Raw genomic sequence first — 12077 nt, 5'->3', positions numbered from 1 at the left:
CCGGCAACAATCTCTGGGGCATGGGGTCTGGCGGCCAGGCCATTTTTATTGCCCCAGCTTATTAGGATTATTCTTACACGCAACGCTTTTATCATACCAAACCAGCGAACTGCCGATTTTTTCAACGCTAACAAGGACTAATACTCGAGCGTCAGGGTCACGTTGTCGCTGTAGCTGCCGGCGGGTTGCTGCGCCTGCGAGCCGTTGACCCGCACCACATAGGCGATGCTCTGGCTCAGCCCGGTGCCGCTGCCGTTCAGCTTGTTGTTGCTGTCCCATAGGGTGGTGCCGTTGGATTGGTAGATCTGGTATTGCAGGAAGGTGCCGGGCGTGGTGGTGTTGGCCATCCGCTTCCAAGGGCTAACGTAGTTGTTGCCGTTGGTGACGTAGGTTTTGTAGCCCTCGGTTTTGGTGCAGGTGAGGGTGATGCTCTGGGTGACGGCGTTGAACTGGCCGACCAGCGCCACGCTGCCGAGGTTGACGTTGGGCGCGCTGTTGATGGCGCAATCCTTGGTGATGATGGCGGTCACGGTCACCAGCGCGGTGCCGGTGCCAGTCCAAGCACCGAGGCAGGTCAGCACCCCAAGGTAGCAGACCGAGTAGTTCCAGACGACGCTAATGACGTCGCTGTAGGTGCCGGAGCGCACATTGGCGCCGGTGGTGGTCTGGATATAGAGCGGTACCGTAACGTTGGGGTTTTGGAACAGCGCCGCCACCAGGTTGAGACTGTTGTAGTCGATGGTCTGGCCGCTACTGAAGGCGTACTGATAGTTGGCGTCCGGGTAGATCAGGTAGGGGATGGCGTCACCGGAGCCGTCGGTGTTCAGCAGCCGCATATTGTTGCTGGTGGAGGCGATGGTGGCGCGCAGGGTGTTGGCGCCGCCCAGGTTGACCGTCAGCCCGGAGCAGGTCAGGCCACCGGTGCCCTGAGCGCGCAGGCGGCTGTTGTAGGCAGTGAAGGAGCTTTGGCTGCCGAGGTTGACGGTGCCGTTGCTGATGGCGCAGTCGGCGCGGGCGTCGTGGCCGAGGCCCAGTAGGCCCAGCAGCAGGGTGGCGGCCCACAGCGGCGCGCGGCGCAGGGAGGGGGTCATCATTAAACGCTCCTGTTTCATGGGCGGCATACCAGCGGCCCCAAGGTGTGAAGGCCTTTCGGCTGCGGCAGGCGCACGGTGACATGACAGACGCTGCCGTCATCCATCCGTGTGATGGTCAGCCGGTTCTCCTGTTTGGCCTCCTCCAGCCACACCAGCCCATCCCAGCCCACATAGATCGGGCTTGGGCGTCCCTCCACCCGCACCGTGCTGCCGTTGGGCAGCGGCTTGCCATCCGGGCCGACCAGCGTCAGGTTGGCGGCGGAGAGCTGTTTCACCGGGAAGTTGACCAGCAGGCCGCTGTTGCGGCGGATGGAGAGGGTGCGCTCCACCGTCGGGGTACTGACATCCGCCGGCAGGTCGAGCGGGTCAATCTGGAAGCGTGCGTGGTAGAAGGAGGTGACGGTCGGCACTAGCAAATAGCCGCGATCGTCGGTTTCGCCGATCTTCTGGTTCTCATAGGAGACCGGGATGCCGCTATAGCCATCGGTGGAGACCAGCGCGAAGGCGTCATTTACTTGGTTGGCAGCGTAGACGCGCCCATCCATCGCCACCAGCGAGCCACTCAATTGCCCCCAGCGGGTGTAGTTGCTGCGGCTGCCATAGAGGCCACCGCGCACTTCGGTATGGTCGCCACGCCAGCTGAGATCGGCCTGCCGGTATTGGCTGTCGCTGGTCTGCCCGTCGGCATAGGCGAGGTTCCAGCCGAAGCCGCCATCGGTGGGGATGGCGCGGCTGTAGGTGGCGCGGCCGTTCCAGCGGTTTTCGGTGTCGCGCGTCGCGCCAAAGCTGGCGGTGCCCATGTCGCCGAACGGGATGCTGATCATCAGCTGGGCATTGAAGCCATTGCCGCCGATTTCACGGTTGGCAGTGGCGTAGAAGGAGATGTTGCGCCCGAGGCTCTTGCTGTAGCTCAGGTTTACCAGCCGGGTGCGGCCGCCGTCGGCGTCGCGCACGTCAAAGTAGCCGCTGCCCAGCGTGCCGAAGCGCCCGAGGCTTAGGCTGCCGGTCAGCTGGTCGCTGCGGCGGCTCAGGCGGTAGCGCGTCTGGTAGTTGGAGAGATCGGCGTAGTTTTCACTGCGCAGGATGCGTTGCGCGCTCAGGCTGAACAGGGAGGTGCTGTAGGTGTAGCCGACGGCGGTCTGGCTGCCGCGCCCGCCGGTGGGCGCCTGATAGAGGCCATAGGCGGAGGTGGCGGCAAAGGGATCGGTGATGTCGCTGTCGGTAAAACTGCCCTCGGCACGGTTGTCGCGCGCGGCGCCATCATCATCGTGATCGAAGGCGTTATACTGGCTCTGGCTGGCGCTCCAGGCGCTGTTCAGCACCCCAAAGCGGCCGAGCCGCAGCCCGGTGCCCGCACCGGCCACCGCCATGCCACGCGCGCCTTCAGCGCGCCCCTCCAGCGTCAGCCAGTCGGTCAGGCCGTGGCGCACCGTGCCGCTGGCCGCCAGCTCGCCATAATCCATTGAACTGATGCCATAATTCTGGCGCAGCGCCCCGAGGCTGACGCTGTAGTCGGTCAGCCCGGCCTGCAACAGGTCGCTGGCGACGTAGAACGGCACCACGGTAGAGACCTGCCGGCCCAGCGCATCGGTGGTGACCACCGTGGCCTCGCCAGCACCGCTGACATAGGGCACGGTGTCGAGGGTGAAGGGGCCGGGGTTCACCTGCGCACTGCTGGTTTTATAGTTGTTGATGTAGAGATCGACGGTGCTGGGCACCGCCGCCTGACCGGCGAAGGCTGGCAGCGGGTAGGTGACCAGATCCGGGCGGGTGGAGAAGTTGCGCGCAATCTGCACGCCGCCGAGCCGCACGGCGTTGGTCCAGGGCAGCGCACCGGTGATCACGTCACCGGCGCTGTAGCTCATCATGGTGAGATCATCGTTGTACTGCCACTGGGTGTCATAACGGATATAGCGGTTCTGCGCCACCACCCCTTCACCCGCGCCGATGTCACGCCGATAGACGCCGGAGTTGGTCAACGCGCCAAAGTTGCCGAACAGCCGCTGCTCCGTCCAGGCGGAGACGTAGCCATCCTCCGGCGCGTCCGGCGTCTGGTTGGCGTAGATGTCATAGTTGAACAGCAGCCCCAGACTGCTCTGCGCCGGCAGGTAGTCACCCGCCTGAGGATCGCCCACGCGCTGTTCCGGCAGCCAGTCGTTGGGCACCTGGATCAGCAGTTGCTGGGTTTCGCCGCTGTACGTGACCTTCAGCCGACTGTCTATCTGGTCAATCGCCACCGGCTGGTCGCCCTTTTGCAGCATCGGCACCCCGGCTTGCTGCAACTGGTCAGGGGAGAGGTAGTAGTGGCCGTCGCGGTACTCCACGGGCAGCACCTGTCCACTGGGTCGGCCATTGACCACAATCTCCAGATAGAGCTGCGCGTTGGGCATGGCAGCGGCGGTGGGCGGCGGCGGCAGGTCAGCCGCCCACGCCCGGCCGCCCAGCAGCGCCAGCGTGATCAGCAGCGGCAGCGGCCGCCTGCGCCAGGCTGGCATCAGTGCCCCCGGCGGACGGCAGTGATCATCATAAATGGCCCCGGTCAGTAACGGCTGATGGTGACAGGCTGCGGATTGTCATTGACTGTCGCCTCCAACTGGCCACCGCCACCCAATGCCGTCGTCAGGGGGAAGCGCACCTCCTGCCCCGGCAGTACATAGCCGAGCAGCCCGTCATTGACCGTCTGGCGGCGCGACCCACTGACCAAACTCACCTTGGAGATGCGGGCATGCACAATCCCCTGATTGCGCACCAGCAGCCCCGGCTTGCCCTGCATGGAGATTGGCCGGAAGGCCAGCGCCGGCTGGGTCGCCTTGCTGTAGTCGCGCGGGTTTTCGTAATCCTGTTTTGTCCATACCCCCTGGCCGCTCACAAACAGCGGCACCGAGTAGCGCATCTGGAACTTCAGCCCCAGTGAGCCGGTTGTCTGGGGTGACTGCCCTTGCGGCACCTCATCCACCAGGATGCGGTAGGCGCGCTCCTGGCCGGGCGGCACCTGGCTGTTCTTCACCAGCCGCACCAGCTGGCGCTTGCCGGGGCCGATGGTGGCCATCGGCGGGCTGGGGATCACTTCGGTCTGGCTGTTGTAGCTCTCCTCACCATTCACCTGCCGCCAGCCCAGCACGCGGATTTGCAGGTAGACCGGCTGGCTGTCGCGGTTCTCCAGCCAGAGGGCGGTGGCGGTTTCAGAGGATTCGATCACCGGATCAATGGGCCAGATCAGGATAGCGGCAGCGGCGTGGGCCGTGGCGCTGAGAAACGGGGTAGAGAGGGCGGCCAACAGCGCGCCGAACATGCGTAACGTCATAAAACATCCTTTTCAAATTCAGTACGTGACAGTGACCAGCACGCTATCACTGTAGTTGCCGGCGGTCGGCAGCGTGCTGCTGGCGAACAGGCGGGCATACAATTTGTACTCCTGCACGGCCCCGGTGGCGCTGAATGCCTGCACGGTGCCGCCGTTACTGCCGTTGCCCCAAACCGTGGTGCGACCGGCATCCTGATAGATCTGGTAGAGCAGCGTTTCGCCGGTCGAGGCATTGCGCAGCAGGCGGCCGCTGGCAATCGAACCGGTGACGTTATTGCCATTGCCCAGCGCCAGCGTGACGCTGGTGCCGGGGGTACAGCGCAGCACCACCGAGCCAGTGCCCTGATTGGAGGCCACGTCGGCAGCGGTATCCAGTGAGGAGCGGCTACCAAAACTCAGGGTACCGAACGTGCTGACATCACTGGTGCCGCTGCCCAGCACACAGCCATTGACCAGCGTGGCGTTGACGGTAAACGCCTGGGTTCTGCTCAAATCATCCACGCCGGTGTCACCCGATGCTCCCCACGGCAGCAGGCAGAGCAGGGGCCAGCAGCGGCGCAGGCGGGAGGCGTTCATCATCCACCCGCTACCAGCTGACGGTGACTTGCACCGTGTCGCTGTAGGTGCCAATGGCCGGTGTGGCCTGTACCGGGATACGGCCATACACCGGCAAGAACAGGGTCTGGCCGGTGCCCGTGCCTGCCACGCCGGTGACGTTGTCCCAGACGGTGGTATACGCCGCGCTGGTGTACAGGTTGTAGGTGACGCGCTGGGCCGATGGCCCCCCGACCAAATAGCGGCTGGTGGTGTTGCCGCTGTTGCCACCGCCCAGCAGGACTCGCCAGGCGGTGCCGTTATTGCACTTAATCTGGATGGCGCCCGCGTTTTGCTGGCCGGTGACATTCACGGCGCGGGAGAGGAAAGCGGTGGTGCCAAAGTTGAGCGTGCCGAAGCTGACCACGCCATTGACGGTGGTGCCCGCCGTGCAGGAGGCCACCAGCGTCGTACTGACATTGACGCTGGCGGTTTTGGTCACGGCGGTAACCGGCCAGCACCCCCCGGCAGCCAGCAGGCCCATGCCCCAGACCAGAGGGCTTACCCACAACGATCTCCCCACCGTACGCTCCTTCGTCCAGGTGACGCTTACCAGGTGATGATCATGGTCACAGTATCGGTATAAGTGCCCGCAGCGGGTGTCGCCTGAGAAGGCACCTGACCATAGACAATCAGGTTAACCGGGGTGCCGGTGCCGGTGCCCGCCAGCGGGGTGCCAGGTGCCCACAGGGTGGTACGCGCTGGCTCCTGATAGAGGTTGTAGACAATAAAGGCCCCGCCCGTGCCCGCCATGCGCCGCTGCCCGGCCGCCGCATTCAGGCCATTGTCCAGCCCGACCGTGAAGGGCGTGCCAGTGGTGCACAGCAACTGCAAGTTGCCGGTGCCGGCGGCATCGGTGGACTGGGAGTTAATGATGTTAGCCAGTGAGGAGTACTCGCCAAAGCTCAGGGTGCCGAACTGGTTCACCGCCCCGGTTGAGTTGCCCCCAATCACTTCGCAACCGGCGCCGATGGTGAGCGTCACGCCGAGGTTGCCGGTGACTGTCCCGGCGAAGAGCGGTGTCGCAGTCAGGGACATCATCAACGGCACGGAAGCCAGCGTGAGTAGTGTTTTCTTCATGTCCTGTTCCTTTAAGTAAAAGCAAAAGCTGCAACAGTGGTTGAATGACAGACGCTGCGATTCCCCTCCTCAATGACAATGGTTAGGTTTATTAATCTGATTAATTATTAGGATAACTTTTGACATATTTCATCTCAAAATTTAAAAAAAGTTAACTTGCGCACTAAACCAGCCGATCGTTCAGTAATGCAACAATCGCGCACGGTTTGAAGGCCATCGCTTCAAATAAATGTTATGAGAGAGTTAAGAAAGGATAAGGAGTGTAACTTCAATCATTTAGGATAAGCATTAGTATTGCTAATATAAATGAGGGCTGAAAGGCGGGGTGTGATGCTTTTTTGCGCAGGAAAACCGGGTTATCAGGTAAGCAAAAGTGAAGAAAGCGGGCAGGTGCCCGCTTTGAGGAGGAGAAAAGGGGTTATTCGGCCGCAGGCAGGGCGACGAAGGCCGCGCCGTCGCGTACCAGTTCGCGCGGCAGGGCATTTTTGATGCGGCTGCCAATGCGCTTGGCCAACCCTACCGGTTGCCCGCAGTAGGTCAGGATAAAGTCATCGCCCGCCGGCAGGCTCTCTGGGTAGAGATCGCGCCCCATAAACCACGCCTGCGCCAGTTCGGCATCCAGCGCCAGCGTTGCATGGCCAGCGGCATCGGCCAGCGCGATCACTGCCTCATGCTGCCAGCGGTAGCCCTTGGGGAATCGCTCCGCCAGTTTCAGGCCGATGCGTGAGAAGCGCACCTTGCCAAACAGCGGCGCCAGCGCCTCCGGGAACAGCCAGATCTCTTTGTCACGCTGCCACAGGGCATGGGTGGCAGGCAGCGGCAGGCCAGCCGCCCCGGCCGCCTGCTCCAGCAGCGCGCGCTCTTTGCCGGGCAGCGGCGCAAAGGGGAAGGCTCCCACCTTGTAGCCGGGCACGGGCAGCGGCGCGACGGCCGCTGTTTTGCGCAGCCGTGCGACAAAGAAGCCCTCGCTGTCAAAAATCTGTGGGAAGACATGCAGGAAGCCCTCCGGCGTGGCAGCGCGCGCGGCCTCCGGGAAGAGGCCATTCAGCGGTTCCACGCTGACCGCCTCCGGGTAACGCGCCAGCAGCCAGCGGCACACCTCCTGGTTCTCCTGCGCGTTCAGCGTACAGGTGGAGTAGACCAGCACCCCGCCCGGTTTCAGGGCGTGGAAGGCGCTGTCAATCAACTCGCGTTGGGTGGCGGCGATGGAGAGGATGCTCTCCGGCGACCAGTTGCTCATTGCATCCGGGTCTTTGCGTACCACGCCCTCGCCGGAGCAGGGGGCGTCCAGCAGGATGGCATCGAAGCTCTCTGGCAGCGCCGCGCCAAACACCCGGCCGTCGAAATGGGTGAGGGCGGTGTTGCTGACGCCACAGCGGCTGATGTTGGCGTGCAGCACCTTAACGCGGCTGGCGGAGTACTCATTGGCGACGATGCCGCCAAGGTTGCCCATCCGCGCGGCGATCTGGGTGGTTTTGGAGCCGGGGGCCGCCGCCACGTCCAACACCCGCTCCGGCTCCACACCGTCGTTGAACAGCGCGCTGACCGGCAGCATCGAGCTGGCCTCCTGGATATAGAACAGCCCGGCCAGGTGCTCCAGCATATTGCCGAGCCGCAGGCTCTCATCATCCATCCGCTCGATCCAGAACCCCTCCTCACACCACGGGATCGGGGCGAGTTGCCAGCCGTAGCGGGCAGCCAGCGTCTGGAAATCCGCCACGCTGATCTTCAGCGTATTGACGCGCAGGCTGCTGCGCAGCGGGCGTTGGCAGGCGGCGATAAACCCCTCCATATCCAGTTCGGCAGGCATGATGGCGCGAGTGGCCGTCAGGAATTCAGGCGGCAGGTAAGCAGAGAGGTGTTTAGCCACGGGGAGTCAATCCAGATACAGGGTAAAAAGTGCCGCGCAGTCTAGCACACTCCGGCGTTGGCGGTGAAATGGGGGAAACCCGGCAGCCCGCAGGCTGCCGGGGGGAGGGTTACCCTTGCGGAATGGCGGTGCCCCAGCTCTGCCACTCTTTTGGCTCTTCGCTGTTGAGCAGGAAGTGCTTGCCCGGCTGGGCTTTCGGCGCAAGCGGGATGCTGGGCGGGGTCATGAAGGCGATGCCGCCACGGATAAATTGCTGGAAGGTGCCGCTCTTCACCACGCCGCCGGTCAGGCCAAACTTCAGGTTGTAACCCGAGGCGAGCCAGAACACGGTGTTGTTGCGCACCAGATGCTGGAACTTTTTGCTGATGCGCAGGGAAACGTGCACGCGGTCGCCGAGGTTGCCGAGGGCAAAGCCGGTGATGGTGCCGACCTCAATACCGCGGTAGAGGATCGGCGTGCCAATGGTGAGCGAGCCGGTCTCCACGGCATCCAGTACAATCGCCAGCCCGTCAGTGTAACGGGAGTCGGTGATGGTTGCCTCCTGCAACTCAAAACTGCGCGTCATGTTGCCCACGCCCGGCTCGACGTTGATATAGGGCTGGATCAGCGTGTCCAGATTGCTGACGCCAGCCGCCGAAATCTCCGGCGAGACGATAGAGAAGCGGGTGCCAGCGCGGGCAAAGGTCTGCACGAACTCTGGGTAGAGCACTGCCTTGGCGTCTACCTGATTGCGGGCCGACGTCAGTTTCAGCGACTCCACCTGGCCAATGTCGATCCCCAGATAGCGGATTGGCATACCCGGCGAGAGCTTGCTGGCGTCAAAGGTGGTCAGGGTGATCTGGCTGCCCACCGCGCGGGCGGCGGTCTCGTTGCTGTAGAGCATCCGTTTCGCCCCTTTGTTCAGCGTCACGCCCTCCAGGTTGTCGAAGCTGATCGCCCCCTTCAGGGCGCGGTTCAGTGGCGACGCCTGTACCGACAGGCCCGCGCCATTCAGTTGCACCTTGGCACCGCCCTCTGCCCAGAAGATGCTCTTCTCCGTCAACAGCTTGCGGTACTCCGGCTGGATATAGACGTCGATGTCAAAGGCGTGGGCGCGCGGGCGGATGTCCGTGATCTCACCCACCTGGAATTTGCGGTAGAGCACCACCGAACCGGCCTGCACATCCGGCAGGCTGTCGGCGGTCAGCGTCAGCGAAGGCTTGGGCCGCTCGCCCAGCGTGCCCTCTTCGGCCTTCTGCTCATCGCTGTAGAGCGGGTAGCGGCCCGCTGGCGTGCCCTTGCCGCCCGGCAGGATCTTGATGCCGCCGTTGAGCCACTCCTCCGGGCTGGCGCCGGTGACCTGCAATCCATCCAGCCCCACCTTCACGCTGACTCGGCTATTGACCACAAACTTGCTGTCCTGATGCACCAGATGGCGGTACTCCGGCTTGATCGCCGCCTTGAACAGGATGCCCTGATCCGTCAGATCGCGTGACAGCACCTGCCCGACGTTCAGGCCATAAAGCACCAGCGGCTGGCCGGGATGGATGCCGTAACTCTGCGAGGCCAGCAGCTCCAGCGTCAGCACATCGGGTTGCTGCAACAGCTTCTGGCTGCTGTCGAGCACTTGGAAAGTTTGCTGCGGTTCGCCCTCGCCGGGGATCAACTCCAGCGTACTGCCGGTTAGCAGCGCACTCAGGCGGGTGTCCGTCAGGCTCAGTTTCGGGCTGTTAAGCTCAATGCGCGTGCCGCTGCGCATCAGCTCCACCACCGACGGATCTACCGTTAACTCACCGGTGACCTTGCCCCCTTTCTCCAGCGTGACGTCCGTCAGGGTGCCGACCTGCAACCCTTGGTACATCAGCGGCGTATGGCCAGCGTTCAGGCCGTCGCCAGAGGGCAGCGCCAGATGAATCACCACGCCGCGCTGGCTGTGCGCCAGATCGGGGTAGAGCTCATAGTTCTGCTCGGAGCGGGCCTGCGTGCCACCGGGCGGTGAGTCAAAGGCGATGGCACCGTTGACCAGCGCCGCCAGACTCTCCATCTTCACCGAGGCACCCTGTAGGCTGAAATCGCCCTGGAAGCCCGAGACGTTCCAGAAGCGGCTGTCGGTCTTCACCAGATTGGCGAAACGGCGATCGATCAGCACATCGATGGTCACCCCCTCCTTGCCGGGGGAGATGTCATAGTCATACACCTTGCCGACCGGCACCTTGCGGTAGTAGACCAGCGAGCCGGTGTTGAGCGAGCTAAGATCGGCGGCGCGCAGGTGCACCATCAGTTCGCCGGTGTTGAGGCGGAACTTGGGCTGGGTGTCGAGCGCGGTGAAGTGATCCTGCGGCTCGCCCTTACCGGGCATCATGCCGATGTAGTTGCCGCCCACCAGCGCATCCAACCCGGAGACGCCAGCCAGCGAGGCCTTGGGCGTCACCAGCCAGAACTGGGTGCCCTCGCGCAGCGCATCCTCCATCTCACTGCGGATGCTCACCTTCACCAGAATGCTGTGCAGATCCTTGCTCAGGCTAATGGTCTGGACGGTGCCGACCTCCACCCCCTGATAGCGTACCGGGGTGCGGCCCGCGACAATCCCCTCCGCTGACTGGAAGGAGAGGGTGACGGTGGTGCCGCGCTCCTGATAGTTGCTCCAGATTAACCAGCCGGCGATCAACAGCGCGATGAACGGCAGTAACCAGAAGGGGGAGAGCCGGCGCTTGTTTTTGACCCGCGCCTCAGTCGGCGTATTCGGCGTTTCTTGTTGCATGTGCATCCCAAATCAAACGGCTATCCAGCCAGTGAACGGCAAGAATAGTTAAGATCACCGCGCTGCCAAAGTAGAAAGCAGCCGGCCCCATAGTAAACGAGAAGAGTTGATCGCGGTTGATGAGTGACATCATCAGCGCAATCACAAACAGATCCAGCATCGACCAGCGGCCAATCCAGGTCACCAGACGCAGCAAGCGGATACGGGTTTTCAGGCTCTGCTGGGTACGGAAATGGATGCTGAGCAGCAGCACCAGCAGCACGATAACCTTGGTAAACGGCACCAGCACGCTGGCGATGAAGACAATGCCAGCAATCGGCACATTGCCGGAGGTGGCGAGGGAGACCACGCCAGAGAAGATGGTGTCCTCCATCCGCTGGCCATTGGTGTAGATCACCGAGATGGGCAGCAGGTTGGCCGGTAGCAGGAAGACCATCGAGGCAATCAGCGCCGCCCAGCTCTTTTGCAGGCTGTGGCGGCGGCGCAGGCGCATCGGCACATGGCAGCGCGGGCAGCGGCCACGGCTGTCGGGGGTGCCGGTGAAGTGGCACGCCAAACAGAGGCGCAGCTGCTCAGGCGTCTCCGTGGGCCGCGGCTGCGGGTAGAGCCGCCGCCAGAGCTGGTCAACGTTGAGGTGGATCAGCAACAGCAGCGTCAGCAGCAGCATCGCCAGATAGGCGGCCAGCGCCGGGCCGGGGGAGATGTCGGCGAAATCCTTGACCTTGATGCAGGCTACCGCCATGCCAATCAGGTAGATGTCGAGCATCACCCACTCCTTGACGCGATCCAGCATCAACAGCACCGGCCGTAGGTTCATCCCCAGCTGGCGGCCGATAAACAGGTAGAGGATCGCCAGCACCAGCGTTAGCGGCGCGCCGAGGGTACAGAAGGCGACCATGCTGGCGGTGAGCGGCGAGCCTTGCTGGGTCATCAGCCCGATGCCGTCGAGCAGCGAGGCGGTAATGCGCGTACCGAGCAGGCGGATGGCGATCAGCGGCTCGCTGAAGGCAAAGGGCATCAGCACCAGCGCGGCCACCGCTACCGCCGCCAGCCGCGTCAACGACCAGTCATGGCCCTTCTCAATGCGGGCATTGCAGCGAGGGCAGTAGGCGACCTGGATGCGTTGCAGCGGAGGCAGGGTAAACAGCGCGTCGCATTCACCGCAACGTCGGTAGTGGGCCTGCGGCAGGGGGCCGGAGAGTGACTCTATTTTCATGATCCCGGTCTCGGCATAAGGTGCGTGAACAGCCTGGATGGGGTCTGTGCCACCTGGTTACAAAAAAACGCGCGCGCCCGGCAGGCTCTCTGGGGCACAATCCGCTCCCGGCCTTGCCGGCCGGCCGGCGCGATCACTTTTTGATGCGCGTCCAGAAACTTAGCGTAGCGTGAAATTAG

The 12077-nt window shown here is 63.2% G+C and carries 9 protein-coding genes; all 9 read right to left on the bottom strand.

What is annotated here, in order from left to right:
• Positions 1-137: 137 nt before the first annotated feature.
• On the bottom strand, positions 138-1094 hold the full coding sequence (locus C1N62_RS09745; RefSeq protein WP_240775684.1) for a spore coat protein U domain-containing protein: 957 nt from the start codon (positions 1092-1094) through the stop codon (positions 138-140).
• A 14-nt stretch (positions 1095-1108) separates the two neighbouring features.
• Positions 1109-3589 carry a fimbria/pilus outer membrane usher protein gene (locus C1N62_RS09740; RefSeq protein ID WP_370465558.1) on the bottom strand — a complete coding sequence of 827 codons (2481 nt, stop codon included), beginning with the start codon at positions 3587-3589 and terminating at the stop codon, positions 1109-1111.
• A gap of 44 nt (positions 3590-3633) precedes the next feature.
• A complete protein-coding gene (locus C1N62_RS09735; protein WP_137764970.1) occupies positions 3634-4386 on the bottom strand; it encodes a molecular chaperone in 753 nt (250 codons plus the stop codon).
• A 30-nt stretch (positions 4387-4416) separates the two neighbouring features.
• Positions 4417-4974, bottom strand: a complete 558-nt coding sequence (locus C1N62_RS09730) for a spore coat U domain-containing protein (protein ID WP_137764969.1) — start codon at positions 4972-4974, stop codon at positions 4417-4419.
• Positions 4975-4984: 10 nt separating this feature from the next.
• The gene (locus C1N62_RS09725) at positions 4985-5476 is read right to left on the bottom strand and encodes a spore coat U domain-containing protein (RefSeq protein WP_137764968.1); all 492 of its coding nucleotides are present in this window, start codon (positions 5474-5476) and stop codon (positions 4985-4987) included.
• 65 nt (positions 5477-5541) lie between these two features.
• Positions 5542-6072, bottom strand: a complete 531-nt coding sequence (locus C1N62_RS09720) for a spore coat U domain-containing protein (protein ID WP_137763446.1) — start codon at positions 6070-6072, stop codon at positions 5542-5544.
• A gap of 418 nt (positions 6073-6490) precedes the next feature.
• Positions 6491-7882, bottom strand: coding sequence for a 16S rRNA (cytosine(1407)-C(5))-methyltransferase RsmF (rsmF, locus tag C1N62_RS09715; RefSeq protein WP_370465598.1), 1392 nt, complete (start codon positions 7880-7882; stop codon positions 6491-6493).
• 169 nt (positions 7883-8051) lie between these two features.
• Positions 8052-10682, bottom strand: a complete 2631-nt coding sequence (locus C1N62_RS09710; RefSeq protein WP_137763444.1) for a PqiB family protein — start codon at positions 10680-10682, stop codon at positions 8052-8054.
• Positions 10651-11898, bottom strand: a complete 1248-nt coding sequence (yebS, locus tag C1N62_RS09705) for a membrane integrity lipid transport subunit YebS (RefSeq protein ID WP_168195845.1) — start codon at positions 11896-11898, stop codon at positions 10651-10653. Before yebS ends, C1N62_RS09710 begins: the two co-directional genes overlap by 32 nt.
• Positions 11899-12077: the final 179 nt, after the last annotated feature.

Source organism: Nissabacter sp. SGAir0207, from assembly GCF_005491205.1.
In the GTDB taxonomy this organism is placed as follows: domain Bacteria; phylum Pseudomonadota; class Gammaproteobacteria; order Enterobacterales; family Enterobacteriaceae; genus Chimaeribacter.
This window is presented reverse-complemented; position numbering and strand designations above follow the sequence as displayed.

Bases quoted from the DNA above. Each gene is read 5' to 3' on its own strand.
- C1N62_RS09745 (WP_240775684.1), bottom strand. From the start codon at position 1,094: ATGATGACCCCCTCCCTGCGCCGCGCGCCGCTGTGGGCCGCCACCCTG.
- C1N62_RS09740 (WP_370465558.1), bottom strand. From the start codon at position 3,589: ATGCCAGCCTGGCGCAGGCGGCCGCTGCCGCTGCTGATCACGCTGGCG.
- C1N62_RS09735 (WP_137764970.1), bottom strand. From the start codon at position 4,386: ATGTTCGGCGCGCTGTTGGCCGCCCTCTCTACCCCGTTTCTCAGCGCC.
- C1N62_RS09730 (WP_137764969.1), bottom strand. From the start codon at position 4,974: ATGAACGCCTCCCGCCTGCGCCGCTGCTGGCCCCTGCTCTGCCTGCTG.
- C1N62_RS09725 (WP_137764968.1), bottom strand. From the start codon at position 5,476: ATGGGCCTGCTGGCTGCCGGGGGGTGCTGGCCGGTTACCGCCGTGACC.
- C1N62_RS09720 (WP_137763446.1), bottom strand. From the start codon at position 6,072: ATGAAGAAAACACTACTCACGCTGGCTTCCGTGCCGTTGATGATGTCC.
- rsmF (WP_370465598.1), bottom strand. From the start codon at position 7,882: ATGCCTGCCGAACTGGATATGGAGGGGTTTATCGCCGCCTGCCAACGC.
- C1N62_RS09710 (WP_137763444.1), bottom strand. From the start codon at position 10,682: ATGCAACAAGAAACGCCGAATACGCCGACTGAGGCGCGGGTCAAAAAC.
- yebS (WP_168195845.1), bottom strand. From the start codon at position 11,898: ATGAAAATAGAGTCACTCTCCGGCCCCCTGCCGCAGGCCCACTACCGA.